The sequence below is a fragment of the Mesorhizobium sp. C395A genome (genome assembly GCF_030323205.1).
Classification (GTDB): domain Bacteria; phylum Pseudomonadota; class Alphaproteobacteria; order Rhizobiales; family Rhizobiaceae; genus Mesorhizobium.
In genome coordinates, this window is sequence record NZ_CP100473.1 from 5902237 (window position 1) to 5917652 (window position 15416).

Sequence of the window (15416 nt, forward strand, 5' to 3'; positions counted from 1 at the left end):
CTCACACTCGCCAGGAGGCACAAGTGCGGTCTTATGTAGCAAACGCACCAAAGGCGCCCCGCTGATGCCGGGGCTAGGTCTGCTTTTCCTGCTTTTCGCGTCGCTCTTTATCGCGAGCGGACCGAACTATGCGGCGGTAATCGACAATCCATCCGGACATGAAGGCCGGGAACCGCTTCATCTCGACCGTCAAGATTTTCCCCTCACGCACGGCGGTCTCTACAACGGGTCTGGATGGTCCAAACATGAACAAGAACGGCGTGTCCATATCGATGTTGCCGGTCTTAACGTCGAAGACGGTTTGATATTCAAGGATGCCTTCCAGAACAAACCCCAAGCCGCCTTCGTCCTTGGCCTTTGGGGGGCTGCTAACAACTCCAAGCGAAAAGTCGTCCTCGCTACCTGCGCCGATCAGTTTCGCAATGCGTACTTTGGCAACGCTCATGCCAGAGATGTCACCAGTTGGTTTTTCATCGAACACAACGCCTGTGGATCTGTGGAAATCAGCCGTGACATCGAATGCCGGACTATTGCCAGCGTTTCTAATCCTAAGGATCAGTTCCGGGTCTATTCCGCCTTTGAAAATGGCTTTCCCGCTAATTACGGAGAGATAGGCGCGGGTTTGAGCCTCGCCCATTTCGCGAGTGATGCCGATAGCGTCTTCCGCCTGTGTTTCGGCGTGGAATAAGGACCCCGTTTCAGGGGTGATCGGCGTCCAAAAAGGACCCCTGTAACGCAGGGTTGTCACACTGCCTCCGGGTTCATCGGAGGCATTTGTTTTGGATGTTGGTTGTGGAGACGATTGCAAAGATACGCCGGCTGTCGCTGGTTCATGGGAAGTCGATCAAGGAGATTTGCCGCGAATTGCGGATCTCCCGGAAGGTCGTCCGCAAGGTTCTGCGATCTGATGCGACTGAGTTCCGCTACGAGCGCGAGCGGCAGCCGATGCCGAAGATCGGTCCCTGGCAGGGTCAGCTCGATGGATTTTTGAACGGCAATCACAGCAAGTTTGGGCGCGAGCGGCTAACGCTGATCCGGATCTTTGAGGAGCTTCGCGGTCTCGGATACGACGGCAGCTACGATGCGGTTCGCCGATACGCCAAGAGCTGGGCGAAGGCGCAGGGATCAGCGACGGCGGAAGCCTATGTGCCGTTGTTCTTCCCGCCGGGCGAGGCCTACCAGTTCGACTGGAGCCTCGAGATCGTCCTGATCAATGGCGTGACTGTGACCGTGAAGGTCGCCCATGTCCGGCTCTGCCACGGCCGCATGATGTTCGTGAGGGCCTATCCGCGCGAGACGCAGGAGATGGTGTTCGACGCCCACGATCGGGCCTTCGCCTTCTTCGGTGGCGCCTGCACGCGCGGCATCTACGACAACATGAAGACGGCGGTGGAGACGGTGTTCGTCGGCAAGGACCGGCAATATAATCGCCGCTTCTTGCAGATGTGCAGCCACTATCTGGTGCAGCCGGTCGCCTGCACGCCGGCGTCGGGCTGGGAGAAGGGTCAGGTCGAGAACCAGGTCGGCCTGGTGCGGGAGCGCTTCTTCACGCCGCGCCTGCGCTTCAAATCCTATGAGGAACTCAACGCTTGGCTCCTCGACAAATGCATCGCCTACACGAAAGCGCACCGTCATATTGACCAGCCGGAGCGCACGATCTGGAACGTGTTCGAGGAAGAGCGCGGCAAGCTTGTCGAGTATCGTGGGCCCTTCGATGGATTCCACACGGTCCCCGCCTCAGTGTCGAAGACCTGCACGGTGCGCTTCGACAACAACAAATACTCGGTGCTCTCGACGGCCGTCGGCCGCCCCGTCGAGGTCCAGGCCTATGCCGATCGCATCGTCATCCGTCAGGACGGCAGCCTCGTCGCCGAACATGTCCGCTCGTTCGGGCGCGGCGAGACGATCTACGACCCCTGGCACTATGTCCCCGTGCTTGCCCGCAAGCCCGGAGCGTTGCGCAATGGCGCGCCGTTCCAGGGCTGGGTTCTGCCATCGGCAATGGAGCGGGTCCGGCGCAGATTGAAGTCCGCGGACGACGGCGATCGGCAGATGGTGGCGATCCTGGCCGCCGTTCTCAGCGACGGTCTCGATGCCGTCGAGGTGACCTGCCAAGAGGCACTCGACCAGAACGTCTGCTCGTCAGCCGTCATCATCAATATCCTGGCGCGTCGGCGCGATCCGGCGCCGGCCGTCACCATCCTCACCCCGGACGCGCTCCGCCTGCAGCATGAGCCGCAGGCCGACTGCGCCCGCTACGACAGCCTCAGGAGGGCAAGCTGATGGAACGCACCCAGGTTCTGGATCTTATGGGGACGCTGAAGCTCTATGGCATGCGCAGCGCCTACGACGAGATCATGGCGACAGGCATCAAGCGCCAGCACGAGCCGCCGAAGATCGTCGGCGATCTGCTCTCGGCCGAGATCGCCGAGAAGCAGGCCCGCTCTATCAAATACCAGCTTACCGTCGCCAAGCTGCCGCTCGCCAAGGACATCGAGGAGTTCGACTTCGACGGCACGCCGGTCAACGAGGTGCTGGTCCGCGACCTTGCCAACGGCACCTTCGTCGCCGATCAGCGCAACGCCGTCCTCATCGGCGGCACAGGAACCGGCAAGTCGCATCTGGCCATCGCCATTGCCCGGGCCTTGATCCGCAACGGCTCACGTGACCGCTTCTTCAACGTCGTCGATCTGGTCAATCGATTGGAGACCGAGCACCGCGGTGGCAAGCAAGGCCGCATCGCCGACTACCTCACCCGGCTCGACTTCGTCGTGCTCGACGAGCTCGGCTATCTCCCGTTCGCACAAGCCGGTGGGCAGTTGCTCTTCCATCTGATCAGCCGGCTCTACGAGCGCACCTCGATCATCGTCACCACCAACCTGGCATTCGGCGAATGGCCCGCCGTCTTCGGCGACCCCAAGATGACCACCGCGCTGCTCGACCGTCTCACCCATCACTGCGAGATCATCGAGACCGGAAACGAATCCTGGCGCTTCAAGAACCGCGCCTGATCACCCCATAACGCCGATCCGCACTCGCCGGGCTGCGCAACCCTGACCAGCTCCGCCCGGCGAGCGCTGACCATTTGTGCCTCAAAAAAGGGGTCCCTTTTGCGAGCCGATCCAGGGTCCCAATTGCGGGCCGATTGACATTCCGCCGCCTTGGCGCTTCGTTCGGCCTGAATGGCACCAGTTTCGGTATGCTTGGCGGCCTCTCTCGCATACAGGGCAGCGGCTATAGCGGCGAACAGAGTGAAAGCTCCCACAACGGTACCGGCGAAGATCAGCCAGTAGGAGCGCATGGTCCAATCCGCCGACTCCTTGGCGGCATCGGCAGCCTTCCATTGGGCGCAAAGGTCGGAATTGCGATTGTCTTGTCCGGCCTCGCAGGATGGATTGGGGTTTTCGGGTTTGTTGGCGCTCTCGACTGGAGGCTGACTTACTGGCGGCGGACTGGGCGCGGTCTGCTTGTGTTGTTCGGGCTTAGCCTGTTCTGCCTGCCCGCCGCTTTCTGGTGGTGAAGCGGCTCCGAGTAAAACTACTCCCATAGCCGCAATGAGGATGCCCCGATAGCCTCTAAGCATTGCAGTAAAAACGCAGCACTAAAGCCCCCCGGCTTATTTTGTTGTTTAAGTTACGCTCCGTCTCGTGAATGTCCATAGTCGCCAATTTTTCCGCGAGCTGGGCATAGGTGACGCCCTTCCGCTTCAATTCTGACTTCAAAAGGTTCTTGGCTTTCGTCTCGTATTCGACGGTCTGCGGGTCGTCCTTGCGTGCCATATCTTCGCCTCAAAAAGTACCATCACATTCGATGATATATGCCCTTGTATTTGACGATACGAGTCGCATATACGGTGAACAATATCACCGGATATGATGACAGTGGCCCAACACTTCCTCCTTTCCGCCGAAAGCCGCCCCCTTTCTCAAAAGAGATTTACAAGGGCGGCGAGGAAAAGGCTTGCGACACGTTCAAGCGCCTTCGTTGGGCTTCGGCGCAAGGCGAGCCTGTTTGCCCGAAATGCGGATGCCTGGATCATTACGACATTCCGACCCGTCGCAAGTTCAAGTGCGCCGCTTGCGGTGCGCAGTTCTCGGTTACGAGCGGCACAATCTTCGCCTCGCGCAAGCTGTCGTTTGTTGATCTGCTCGCCGCGATCTGCCTGTTCGTCAACGGAGCCAAGGGCATGTCGGCGGTCCAGTTCTCTCGCGATCTGGACGTTCAATACAAGACCGCGTTCGTGCTGGCTTACAAGCTGCGCGAAGCCCTGTCGGCTGAAACCAAGAACGAAACCCTCAAAGGCGAGGTCGAGATTGATGGCGCATACTTTGGTGGCGTGGTGCGCCCTGAGAACCGCGTAGAGGACCGCAAGGACCGCCGCATGAAGGAGAACCAGTCAGACCGCCGCCGCGTTGTAATCGCCCTTCGCGAGCGCGCCGGCCGCACTTTGACGTTCATCCGTCATCGCGAAGCCGAAGGCGTGGAAATCGCCCGCGCTCGCATGCTGGCCGGTTCCAAGCTGTTCGCGGATGAAGCGAACCATTGGGACGCCTTGGAAACCGAATTTGCCTCGACCCGTATCAACCACTCGGAAAGCTATAGCGACGGCCACGGCAAGCATACCAACATGGTGGAAAGCTATTTCAGCCGCCTTCGCCGCATGGTCGCTGGCCAGCACCACCACGTGTCGCACCGCTACCTCTACCAGTACGCCAATCATGCCGCATGGCTTGAAGATCACCGTCGCCGGTCAAATGGCGGCAATGCATATGCCCTGCTTGGCGGCGCGCTTACCCATTCGGTGTCGCGAGTGTGGGCTGGCTACTGGCAGCGGGCGGCATAACTGCATTCGAGGCGTATTTTTCAACGACAACGTACATATTTTCGTAGTTGGGTCGTTTAAATTCGCCACTATAGGTCACGCCGATTTTGTCGGCTATGCGATGTAGGGTTTCATAGTAAAGAGGTATGTTTTTTTCGAGCGCTTCAGCTATGGCTGAGACGATGGTCTCGCGGGACACTTTGTCTATCGAGTTGCCTATTATAGCATCTGACGCCATCTTGAGTTCGCTAAAATACAAGTCGCCAGCTTTCGATATGCTCTGGAAGTCGTCAAGCGTCAGCTTGGCTTCGATTTTCTTCTTTTCTATGTATACCCCAATAGCGTCACAAAACTCGACGTACCTTTTCTCTCTCTCGGTTTTGTGATGCAAACCATTCTCATAAAGCCGCTGTCGCTGTTGCTGCCGCTCGGCAGGCGTGCTGGTCAAACTCCGGGCCAAAAAGCCCAAAACACCACCCACCACAAACGTTATGGTCGAGACAGTTGCGGTTGCTCCCGGCGTATTAAGCCAAGCCCATACCTTGTCGAGATCCACTATTTTCCCGCCTCTCGGAGCAGCATCTCAATCGTATCAGCCTCGGATGCATAGACACGAGTGTGGAAGTCACTAAACAAGTATTTAGCAGCGTTTTCGCCGGCTCTGTCTGCCGTCTGACCATCCCTGATATATTGCCGGGTTAAGCGAGCCCACTCCTGCTGACGCTCTGCCGAAGGCTGCACGCCTAGGCCGTATCTAATTAGAAGCGCATGACCAATGCTTGCCACGAAATCCTCCCACACCGCCAAGAGATCGGAGTGCCGCAAGATAACCACCATATCGACAAAATCTCACCTTTCGAGTAAGCCTTACCTCGCTCGATGGTTGGCGCTGTCGATTTGGTTGTAGGTGGGTAGCACCCCGACTAAACCGGTGCACCGTAAGGGCTCTTTGTATTTAAGCAAAGGGACTTGGCGGAATTATTGTTGTTCTGCACCGAAACTGTTTGGCTCCCTCACATTCCCCGTAGCCTTCCGCCGTCGCCAACCCTTTGCCGTCTTGATGTCGTTCATGAGCGGCTTGACGAGCGCGGCATCCCATCCCTTCGCCTGCGCAATGCGCGTTGCCGTCTCACGGTTCGACGCGCTGCCGTCCGCCTCATGCTTCAAGATCAGCCGGTAAAGCTCGCCCTTGCGGAAGCGGCTTGGCGTCCGCCGTAGCGGCACGATCAGCGACGGATCGCCTTTGTGGCCAAGGATCAACAGCACCGCGTCTATGTGGTGTATCTGGTGTGCCAGGTCCGCACCCTTGAACCGGATTGCGCCGGATATCTTGGATCGCTTGGCCACCAGCGTGTTGATGGCGTGTTCGTATCGGGTCGAGCGAAGGATAGGGGCAACTCTCGGCATCCCCGGATTTTATGGGAACCCACCAAAAAGAGCGCGCGGGAAGTTGGTGCTTTTGCTACATAAGACCGCACAAGTGCATCCCCATGCCTGACTGGCAGTGCGCTTCGCCGCAGGAAGAGTCCCGTTACTTTCCCGGCCTGGCAGGGCAGCTTGTCTCGGCGCCGCTGAATTCCGATCTGCAAAGCGGCCTCATCCCGTCACGCCCTGTGAAAAAAGGGCAGGAGGGCTACGGCTTCCATTTCAGCGTCAGCCGCTGAACGCTTGAGCCGGCTCTACGGCTATTCGGCTGGGGTTTTCCGAAGCTTTTCTAACACAAAGAGCTTGCCCTGGCGCACGGCGTACTCGATTGATTGCGCCTTCGCCAGATGTGCCGCAATCGAGCTGGCCAGCATGCAGCCCGTCCCGCGCATCGATGCGGCAAGACGCGGCGTGTCAAAGCGGACTGGTTCGTGATCGGGGCGCAACAGAATATCGATCGATCGGGGTCCCGCCGCGTGGCCGCCCTTGATCAGCAGGGCCTGCATCCCGGCCACCAGCAATTCCTGGCCTTGCCACACCGCGCCGTCTTCATCAACCGCTGGCTCTAAGCCAACAAGAAGCGCCAGCTCGATGAGATTGGGTGTGACGAGGCGGCAAAGGGGCATCAGGTCGCGTTTCATGGCGGCGATGGCCCTTGCGTCCAGCAGCGCCCGGCCTGACGTCGAGGCCAGCACCGGGTCGAGTACTGCCGGCACCTGTGGATTTTCGCGGAGCACAGCCGCGACGGCTACGACGATCTCGGCCGTTGCAAGCATGCCGATCTTGATTGCCGCCACCTTGTTGGCCCGCAGCGCGGCGCGCATTTGATTGGCCACAAGATCGGGCTGCGAAGGATGGATTTTCATCACGGCTTCGTGCGTCTGCACCGTCAGCGCTGTGACAGCCAGGCAGGTGCGGACGCCAATCGAAGAGATCGTCTCGATATGGCGTGCAATTCCAGCCCCACCGCTGGAGTCAGATCCGCCGACCACGAGCACATGCGGTTCTCGCCTCAGCGCCATGGCTTTGTCTTTTCGATCCATTCTCGCGTGCGCGCTTCGGGATCGGCATTCAACGTGATGTCGGTGACCACCGCCGCAGTGTCCGCACCAGCCGCGAAAACACCGTCGAGCCGATCGGGGTTGAGGCCGCCAATGGCGACCAATGGGATCGGCGCCACCCGATGCTTCCACTCGCTGATCCGCTCGAGCCCTTGCGGCGCCCATTTCATCTGCTTCAGGACGGTGGGATAGATTGGGCCGAGCGCGACATAGTCGGGCTCGGCAGCGATGGCCATTTCCAGTTCTAGATGATCGTGCGTGGAAAGCCCGAGCTTCAATCCGGCGTACTTAATCGCCAGCAGGTCGGCAGCAGCCAAATCCTCTTGGCCGAGATGGACGAAGTCGCAGCCTTCCTCGATTGCCGTGCGCCAATAGTCGTTGACGATCAGTTGGCAACCATGGACCGCGCAGACGTCGTTCGCGCGGCGGATTTCCGACCGCAGCGTGATCTCGTCCCTATCCTTGATGCGCAACTGAACCAGCTTGACGCCGAGCGGGACCAGCCGCTCGACCCAGTCAGCGCTGTCGACGATCAGGTAGAAGGGATCGAGCTTCATGAAAAAACGGCCCTGCCGATGGTCGGCGTCGATGGCACGGCGACGTCGCGCGGTTCAAGCATACCCGAGCTGAAAGCTTCACGACCGGCCTCGACCGCCTTGCCGAACGCACGCGCCATGCCGACCGGATCGGTCGCCTTGGCGACCGCGGTGTTCAGGAGTACGGCGTCAAAGCCGAGCTCCATGACGGTTGCCGCGTGCGATGGCCGTCCGAGCCCCGCATCCACGATCAGCGGAACATCAGGGAAATGTCCCCGCATCGAGCGCAGCGCCGTGATGTTGATCGGTCCGAGAGCGGAACCGATCGGCGCGCACCACGGCATCAACACCTTGCAGCCCGCCGCAAGCAGCCGCTCGGCAACGACAAGGTCGTCGGTGGTATAGGGGAAGACTGCAAACCCGTCCTCGCACAGGATGCGGGCGGCTTCGACCAGACCGAACACATCCGGCTGCAGCGTGTCGTGGTTGCCGATCACTTCGAGCTTGACCCAGTTCGTACCGAAGACTTCGCGCGCCATTTGTGCGGTCGTGACCGCTTCCTTGACGGAGTGGCAGCCAGCAGTGTTGGGCAGGATTCTGACACCAAGCGAGCGGATCAACGACCAGAATTCTTCGCCAGCCCTGCCGCCTGCCATTTCACGGCGCAACGAGACGGTCACCACCGCCGTGCCCGATGCCCTGACTGCATAGGCAAGGATGGCCGGCGAAGGATATTGAGCCGTGCCAAGAAGCAGGCGGGAGGGAAGCTCGGCTCCATAAAGCTCGATCATGGCCTAGCCGCCCTGCATGGGCGAGAGGATTTCGATCCGGTCGCCGTCGTTCAATTGGAATTCCGCCCGGTTGGCTTTGTGCACGAGGTCGTTGTTGACGGCGGTCGCGAGCCAATCGCCCTCATAGTCAAGCGCGGCAAGCAGCTCGGCCAGCGTGGTGGCGGCAACCTCATGCGCTTCGCCGTTGACCATCAATTTCATGAGCAAGCTCCTTGGTTCTGTCTTGACTGAAAACCAGGTCGGCAGCCTGGCGCGCCATGGCGGGAGCCAGGAGAAAACCGTGACGATAGAGCTTGATCGCGATGATTTCACCGTTTGTTTCGACGCGCGGCAAATTGTCGGGAAAGGCTGGGCGGACGCCGACACCGGTTTCAACGATCTCGGCCTCCCCAAAGGCCGGGTGGAGGGCATAGGCGGTACCCAGCAGCTCCATCATGGAGCGCGCCGTGACCGGTCCGCCGGACTGGCTTTCAATCATCGTCGCACCAATCATGAAACGGTGGTCGGTGCGCGGCACTGCGTACAGTGGAAAGCGCGGATGCAGCAGCCTGACAGGGCGCGACAGCGAGATATCAGGGGTACGCAGGGTGAGCATTTCGCCGCGAACGCCGCGCAGCCAGTCATTTTGTGCCGCCATTCCCGTACAGTCGATCTGACGATCGAAACCAAAAACATGCTGGGCGTCGGCGCCGAAGTGGAATTCAACACCCGTGGCCGCGAGCTTGTCATGAAGTGCTGCCATCGCCTGGCGCGGATCAAGATGGCCCTCAGCGGGGAAGAGCAATCCGCGGCGGAAGCGGCCGGCTAAGTCGGGCTCCAGCAAGGCAATTTCGTCTTCCTCGACGCGCCGATAGCCCGTCGTGCGGCTGGCGAACCGGTCGAGCTCGCCCGCATCGCGCGGCGGGGCCAAGACCAGCGTTCCCCGTCGTGCTACCAAGCCGGGCGTTGCGGCGTCCCACCAGTCGGCGGCGTCACGTCCGAGATCCAGCACCGGCTGCTCGGCGCTTTCACGCTCGCACCACGGCGCCAGCATGCCACCGGCGAACCACGGTACGGGCGGCCGCACCGTTGAGAATACAGCATCGTGAGCCGCGCTCACCCAGAATGACATAGGTCGAAATCCGCGCGCCGGAATTCTTGTTCCATATCTCCACGAATTCCATAGGCAGGATCCCCGCCGCTTCGCAGTGGTCAGGGTCGAGCGTTATCGAACCGTGATAGTTGAGGTTTGCTTCGGTGACGTGGATGCCGTGTAGCTTGCCAGCGACTAGTTTTCGCATTGGTCTGGTGTCCCTATTCATCATCAAGGTCGATCTTGGCATCCGGACCGCTCCGCTAAATCCCGACGGCAAGCGCGCCGCCGCTGAGACCCGCACCCGCAGCCGCCAGCAGGATTTTCTCTCCCTGCCGGAACGGCTCCGTCTGATGGGCGAGCGACAGCGAGAGCGGGATCGTCGCGGCGGAAGAGTTGCCGTAATCGACGATCGTCTTGACGATTGCTTGATCTGCAATGCCGAGGTTTCGTCCGGCCGCATCGAAGATGCGGGCATTGGCCTGATGCGGCACGAACCGATCGATGTCCTGCGGCTGCATCCGGGCTGCGGCCAATGCGTCCCGCGAGCAGGCGGTCATCATCTCGACGGCCTTGCCGAACACCTCACGGCCGTCGGTGATGGTCATCCGGGTCTGCGCGAGTTCGAGCTCGCCATGGAACGGCTTGTTGCTTCCGCCGGCGGGAATCTGGATCAGCCCGTAGCGCGAGCCGTCGGAATCCACCGATGCGCCGAGAATGCCCAGGTCCTGATCCTCGCACGCACCAATCACCACGGCGCCGGCGGCATCCGCAAACAGTACGGCGCTGGCGCGCTCGGCCGGGTTGATGCGGCGGCTGAGGATGTTGGCCGCGATGATCAGCGCTGGTTTGCCGTGCAAGCGGGTGAATCCGTCCGCGAACATCAGCGCATAGATGAAGCCGGCGCAGGCACCGGTCAGATCGACCGCGCCTGCGCGACCAAGGCCGAGCTTGTGCGCGACCAGGGGTGCACTGGGCGGCAGAAGGTGGTCGGGCGTCGAGGTGGCAAGCAACAAAAGACCGATGTCGCCGCGGTCAATACCGGCGTTCGCCAGCGCCATGTCGCCAGCCTGCGTGGCAAGACCAGACAGCGTGTCTTCGTCCGCTGCCCAGAAGCGCGACCGTATCCCGGTACGCCTTTCGATCCAGCCCGGCTCGAGGCCGAGATTGCTCTCGATCTCGGCATTCGCCACCTTGCGCCCAGGCGCGTGATGGCCAAATCCGAGAATGCGCGACGATCGGCTCATGGTTTTGAGCCGAAGCGTTCGCCGACCTCCGCGATGGCGTCATAGAGCCCGTCGAGCTCGTCGCCGGCGATGCAATAGGGCGGCAGAAGATAGAGCACATTGCCGAGCGGACGCACCAGCAGTCCGCGCTCGAGGAAAAAAGCGCGCAGTTTCGGCCCGATCTCGGCCAGATAACCTGCGGAATCGGTTCGCAGGTCGAGCGCTGCGATCGTTCCGGTCGCGCGGCAGTCGGTAAAATATGGATTGTCTTGAAACCGTCGAAGTCCGGCGGCCACAGAGAAGTGCCCAAAAGGGACGTTAGACTAGTACAACTGGTTAGGATCTTGCGAAAAAAATTTGTTTCAGGCGCATGGCGCCGATGCTTCGCTGTGGTTTTCCGAAAGCAATTGCGGCGTGACAAGATGTTGAGCATATCGTATGGCGGACTTGGCGCGCGCATGTCTAAATCATTTCGCATTGCGACAGGTGTGTCCGGCTGAAGAGCATCTGTGTTCGGAACCTGACGCACTGAGGCGCACGTTTTCGGCCATTGCGGCGCGAAACCCATGATTAGCCCCTCTTACTCACACAATCTCTTCGTTGGCACGCCGATTGCGCGAGACGTGCTGAAGGATTTGTTAGGACCATTGCGGTCTCGCAGTCTCCGACCGAAGAGGTCTACATGAAACTTGCTCAAACGATCCAAATCAATGCGATGGCTCCGTCCTGTCGAGCGCTGTCCCGCCAATCGAAGCTTTGCCGCGTCCATCGACCGCTTCCGGTTGTCATTCCCGCAGCAGCAGCTTTGGTTCCTTTCGCTCCGACGGGCGGAAGTGAGAACCGTCGCTTGCAGATGGGCTTCAGCTTTGCGGCAAAATGGACGACGCGGCCCTGCAGTCGGCCGTAGACGCGTTGGTGGCGCGTCATGAGGCTGCGCACCACCTTCAAGGTTGAGGACGGCGAGCCGCCCATCCAGCAAACAAATCCGAGCGTACCAACGTAACGGGCAACATTAAGGAGTAACTCATGCGGGTAGCCATCGTTAGTAGCAATGATTGTACGGGCGTGATCAATCGGTTCGGCCAACCTTGTCCGGAGCAACACCGCGGCGACAGGACGGCTAGAAGCGTGGCAGTGGCACTGCAAGAGGGCGGTCACGAGACGCTGCTGTGCGAAGGCGATAAAGGACTGCTCGCCAGGCTCGAGCGGTTCATGCCACCCGATCCGCAGGCGCGCCCTTCGGGTATCGTCTTCAACCTGGCGGAGGGAATTCAGGGCGAGTACCGTTACACCCACGTTCCGGCCATGCTCGAAATGGCCGGCGTTCCATACACCGGATCGAGCCTGCTCGGGCATGGGCTGACGAACGACAAGGTTATCACCAAGACGCTCATCCGCGATCGCGGCGTGCCGACGCCAAACTTTCGCGTTATGCGTCGCGGCACCGAGTGTACCGGCGACCTGCGATTCCCTGTGATAGTGAAGCCGCGTCTCGAAGAGTGCAGCCTCGGATTGCAGCTCGCACATGAACCTGCTCAGTTAAGGCAGGCCGTGGAAAGGATCGTCACCCAGTATGCGCAGGATGCGCTCGTGGAAGAGTATATCGACGGGCAAGAAATCGCTGTCGCGCTGCTCGGAAACGAAGAGCTTGAGGTTTTGCCTCCGGTGGAGCAAGACTTCGGCGAAGGCGAAACGCGCCTTTTCAGTTGGGAAATGAAGAGCAAGGCGGTCGCGGCGCCACTCCCGATTTGCCCGGCGCGAATCGATACTAAGCTTGCGACGGTACTGCGGGATATTTCGGTTGCGACCTTCCGTGCCTGCCAGTGCCGGGACTATGCCCGCGTCGACCTCCGGATCGATCGCTCCGGCAAACCCTTTGTCCTGGAGATTAACGCCATGGCGGGCCTCGGTACGGCTAGTTTTTTTGCCTTGGCCGCGAGGACCGCCGGACACAGCTACTCGAGCTTGGTCAATCGCATACTGGATGTAGCGCACACGCGGTATTTCGGAGTCGGCATCCCCGACAGGGGCGAGAGTCTAGAGCATTGGAGACCAAAGCCTGCAAAGTCGTGACACAGTTTGAGACGCCCTACTCTCTTCTGAATCCATCATGCGGTGGCCCAAGCGCTGATTGCGAACAGAAGCCCATGCTCAGGGGCGACACGATGCGGAATAAGAGCAGGAGCAAATAGACTTCAATGACCCCGATCAGAGAGGACTCTAATACATCCCATACATGAGGTGGTGCTCCCCCGGCGATGAGACCATCTGCCTGGTTTGTCGAAGACCTAAGGAGAGCAGCGATGGAATATTACGTCGGGTTGGTCGTCAGTCTCAAGAGCACGCACATCTGCATTATGGACCAGGATTGACAGGTGGTGTGGCGCGGAAGCGCGGACACCCAGCCGTCAATGATCGCGAAGCGGCTAAAGAGATGGAAAGGTCATCTTGCGAAAGTCGGCCTTGAGACGGGCTCGATGACGCCTTGGCTCTACCACGAGCTCAAGGATCTGAGTTTTCCGGTCATCTGCAGGATGCGCGGCGTGCTGCAGATGCCCTGAAGGCGCGGCCTGAGAAGACGGACAAGGCGGATGCGCAGGCGCTTGCCGAGATGCTGGCAAGCGGCTGGTATTCTGCGGTGCATGTGAAGACCATGGAAGCCACCAGCTGAAGGCATTGCTTGGCGCGCGTGAGCAACTGGTCAATGTCAAGCGCTAGAGCATAATCTGACCTGATGGAATCGCGAGGGATTCCCATCGGGGAGAATATCTGATTCATCATGTCGGGTTAGAGCCATATCGGAGGATTTGCGTTCGCGAGTGATCGCAGCGGTTGAGAGTGGCCTGTCGCGGCGGGCTGCGGCGGATCGTTTCGGTGTTGCCGCGGCAAGCGCGGTCCGCTGGGTCCGCGAATGGCGAGAGAGCGGCGCGACGCGGGCAAAGCCCCAAGGCGGAGACAAGCGCTCCCAGCGGATCGAAGCCTACCGGGATACGATCCTGGCGGTGATCGAAGGTCAGGACGACATCACATTGGTCGAGTTGGCTGAATTTCTCAGGGCGGAGCATGCGGTCGTGTTCGCGCCGAGCACGATCTGGCGCTTTCTCGACCGTCACTCGATGACCTTCAAAAAAAACAGCGCACGCCAGCGAGCAGGATCGGCCCGACGTGCTCGCGCGGCGACGCGCCTGGTTCAAGGCCCAGCCTGATCTCGATCCCGAACGGTTGGTCTTTATCGACGAGACCGGCGCATCGACGAAGATGGCTCGCCTGCGTGGACGGGCAAAGCGGGGCATGCGGTGCCGATCTCCGATCCCGCACGGGCACTGGAAAACGACTACTTTTACAGGCGCATTGCGCCTGACGGGCATGACTGCGCCGATGGTCCTCGACGGACCGATGACGGGTGAATGGTTCGCCGCTTATGCCGAGCATGTATTGGCGCCTACGCTTCGAGTTGGTGACATCGTCATCCTCGACAACCTGCCCGCTCACAAAGTCGCCGCCGCCCGCCAAGCGATCGAAGCGGCCGGCGCGCGAATGCTCTTCCTACCGCCTTACAGCCCCGACTTTAACCCGATCGAGAATGCCTTCTCCAAGCTGAAGTCGATCCTCAGGAAAGCCGCCGCACGCAACATCCCCGAGCTTTGGGACGCAATCCGCGACGCCTTGCCACGCTTCACCGCCGAGGAGTGCTCAAACTACTTCTGCGCCGCAGGATACGAGCCTGAGTGATCAGATTCTGCTCTAGCTTTACGGGCAGGCTGCTGCGCCCGTTTGGCATCAAGATCTCGGCACGGGCCGGCGGCAAGCGGTTTGACGAGGAGGTCCGTTCTTCCTGCAACCGGCATGATGCGCTCTATATCGGTGTCGCGGCACTTCTCGACACGCTTGCGCGGGTTGAGGTCGAACTGGCTGGTCTGGACAAGAAGGTACAGAAGATAACCGCCTCATCGAAGCCTTGCTGGCATCTGATGTCGGTGCCTGGCGTTGGACCGCTGACTTCTCTGGCCTTCGTGGCGACGGTGGAAACCCGCGACGATTTAGAACGAGCAGATCCATCGAATCGGCCTGACACCGAACAGGTATCAGTCGGGCGATCGGGATGTGAAGGCTCGATCTGCAAGCAGGGCGACGACATGTTACGGCTCTATCTCTATGAGGCAGCGGGCTGCCTGCTGACGACGGTGATCGCGCCGTCCGCCCTGCGAAGCTGGGGCTTGAAGCTAGCCAAACGGCTGGGTCCCAAGCGCGCGAACGGCGGTCGCACGCAAATTGGCGGTCCTGCTGCTTGGGCTTTGGAAGAGGGAGGATCATTTCCGCGCCGCGCCGAGCGGCAAGGCTTCTCTTTTGGGGCTGGGTTTGTCAAGCAAAAGGGATTCTCACCGCAGCATACCATGCGCGGTGCGGATTTCACTAAATTGGGACTGCCGTTTCAGTAAATCGCGGACAAGCGTTTCGCTAAGTCGCGGACAACGGAAGCGAT

16 protein-coding genes and 4 pseudogenes are annotated in these 15416 nt (G+C 60.1%); 8 read left to right on the plus strand and 12 right to left on the minus strand.

The genetic code is table 11. From position 1 onward, the window contains the following. Nucleotides 1-73: 73 nt before the first annotated feature. Nucleotides 74-748 (minus strand): hypothetical protein, encoded by a 675-nt coding sequence (locus NLY37_RS28570; RefSeq protein ID WP_156933876.1) that lies wholly within the window; start codon nt 746-748, stop codon nt 74-76. A gap of 35 nt (nt 749-783) precedes the next feature. Between NLY37_RS28570 and istA the strand changes: the two are divergent. Beyond that, nucleotides 784-2277: pseudogene (istA, locus tag NLY37_RS28575) on the plus strand (IS21 family transposase); the annotation flags it as partial. Nucleotides 2278-2282: 5 nt separating this feature from the next. Then, a complete protein-coding gene (istB, locus tag NLY37_RS28580) occupies nt 2283-3011 on the plus strand; it encodes an IS21-like element helper ATPase IstB (protein WP_031245829.1) in 729 nt (242 codons plus the stop codon). Nucleotides 3012-3575: 564 nt separating this feature from the next. Here istB and NLY37_RS28585 read toward each other — a convergent pair. Beyond that, on the minus strand, nt 3576-3779 hold the full coding sequence (locus NLY37_RS28585; protein WP_245270668.1) for a DUF6471 domain-containing protein: 204 nt from the start codon (nt 3777-3779) through the stop codon (nt 3576-3578). A 102-nt stretch (nt 3780-3881) separates the two neighbouring features. Here NLY37_RS28585 and NLY37_RS28590 point away from each other — a divergent pair. Beyond that, nucleotides 3882-4843, plus strand: a pseudogene (locus NLY37_RS28590) (IS1595 family transposase). On the opposite strand, the gene NLY37_RS28595 reads toward NLY37_RS28590, so the two are convergent. Together NLY37_RS28595 and NLY37_RS28600 are read right to left on the minus strand one after the other, a co-directional pair. Beyond that, nucleotides 4791-5378: a hypothetical protein gene (locus NLY37_RS28595; protein WP_156933877.1), complete on the minus strand. Its 588-nt coding sequence runs from the start codon at nt 5376-5378 to the stop codon at nt 4791-4793. The pseudogene NLY37_RS28590 and the gene NLY37_RS28595 overlap by 53 nt on opposite strands. A 422-nt stretch (nt 5379-5800) precedes the next feature. Beyond that, on the minus strand, nt 5801-6229 hold the full coding sequence (locus NLY37_RS28600; protein WP_023740394.1) for a hypothetical protein: 429 nt from the start codon (nt 6227-6229) through the stop codon (nt 5801-5803). Nucleotides 6230-6312: 83 nt separating this feature from the next. Between NLY37_RS28600 and NLY37_RS28605 the strand changes: the two genes are divergently transcribed. Then, nucleotides 6313-6486, plus strand: coding sequence for a hypothetical protein (locus NLY37_RS28605; protein ID WP_023737084.1), 174 nt, complete (start codon nt 6313-6315; stop codon nt 6484-6486). Between the two features lie 21 nt (nt 6487-6507). Here the strand turns inward: NLY37_RS28605 and NLY37_RS28610 are convergent, their stop codons facing one another. The 8 genes and pseudogenes from NLY37_RS28610 to NLY37_RS28645 all read right to left on the minus strand — a co-directional run. Further along, nucleotides 6508-7269 (minus strand): hydroxymethylpyrimidine/phosphomethylpyrimidine kinase, encoded by a 762-nt coding sequence (locus NLY37_RS28610; RefSeq protein ID WP_286442981.1) that lies wholly within the window; start codon nt 7267-7269, stop codon nt 6508-6510. Further along, the gene (locus NLY37_RS28615; protein ID WP_023740396.1) at nt 7260-7865 is read right to left on the minus strand and encodes a thiamine phosphate synthase; all 606 of its coding nucleotides are present in this window, start codon (nt 7863-7865) and stop codon (nt 7260-7262) included. The genes NLY37_RS28610 and NLY37_RS28615 overlap by 10 nt, the downstream gene beginning before the upstream one ends. Next, nucleotides 7862-8635, minus strand: coding sequence for a thiazole synthase (locus NLY37_RS28620; protein WP_023740397.1), 774 nt, complete (start codon nt 8633-8635; stop codon nt 7862-7864). Before NLY37_RS28620 ends, NLY37_RS28615 begins: the two co-directional genes overlap by 4 nt. A 3-nt stretch (nt 8636-8638) precedes the next feature. Then, nucleotides 8639-8836 carry a sulfur carrier protein ThiS gene (gene thiS / locus NLY37_RS28625; RefSeq protein ID WP_023685606.1) on the minus strand — a complete coding sequence of 66 codons (198 nt, stop codon included), beginning with the start codon at nt 8834-8836 and terminating at the stop codon, nt 8639-8641. Then, nucleotides 8805-9746: an FAD-dependent oxidoreductase gene (locus NLY37_RS28630; protein ID WP_156933878.1), complete on the minus strand. Its 942-nt coding sequence runs from the start codon at nt 9744-9746 to the stop codon at nt 8805-8807. The genes thiS and NLY37_RS28630 overlap by 32 nt, the downstream gene beginning before the upstream one ends. After that, nucleotides 9685-9915 (minus strand): annotated as a pseudogene (locus NLY37_RS28635) (aspartate 1-decarboxylase); the annotation flags it as partial. The pseudogene NLY37_RS28635 and the gene NLY37_RS28630, both read right to left, overlap by 62 nt. Before the next feature lie 55 nt (nt 9916-9970). Further along, nucleotides 9971-10954, minus strand: a complete 984-nt coding sequence (bioZ, locus tag NLY37_RS28640; protein ID WP_286440980.1) for a 3-oxopimeloyl-[acyl-carrier-protein] synthase BioZ — start codon at nt 10952-10954, stop codon at nt 9971-9973. After that, a pseudogene (locus tag NLY37_RS28645) lies at nt 10951-11226 on the minus strand (adenosylmethionine--8-amino-7-oxononanoate transaminase); the annotation flags it as partial. The pseudogene NLY37_RS28645 and the gene bioZ, both read right to left, overlap by 4 nt. A gap of 733 nt (nt 11227-11959) precedes the next feature. Here NLY37_RS28645 and NLY37_RS28650 point away from each other — a divergent pair. The 4 genes from NLY37_RS28650 to NLY37_RS28665 all read left to right on the plus strand — a co-directional run bounded on the left by NLY37_RS28650 (nt 11960) and on the right by NLY37_RS28665 (nt 15372). Further along, the gene (locus tag NLY37_RS28650; protein WP_023743556.1) at nt 11960-13006 is read left to right on the plus strand and encodes a D-alanine--D-alanine ligase family protein; all 1047 of its coding nucleotides are present in this window, start codon (nt 11960-11962) and stop codon (nt 13004-13006) included. A gap of 412 nt (nt 13007-13418) precedes the next feature. Beyond that, a complete protein-coding gene (locus tag NLY37_RS28655) occupies nt 13419-13604 on the plus strand; it encodes a hypothetical protein (RefSeq protein ID WP_156934005.1) in 186 nt (61 codons plus the stop codon). A gap of 94 nt (nt 13605-13698) precedes the next feature. Beyond that, a protein-coding gene (locus NLY37_RS28660; protein ID WP_502882116.1) for an IS630 family transposase occupies nt 13699-14665 on the plus strand; the annotation gives its coding sequence in 2 pieces (ribosomal slippage) (nt 13699-14060 and nt 14059-14665; 969 coding nt in all). Continuing rightward, entirely contained in the window at nt 14662-15372 is a 711-nt protein-coding gene (locus NLY37_RS28665) for a hypothetical protein (RefSeq protein WP_023743407.1), read from the plus strand. Before NLY37_RS28660 ends, NLY37_RS28665 begins: the two co-directional genes overlap by 4 nt. Nucleotides 15373-15416: the final 44 nt, after the last annotated feature.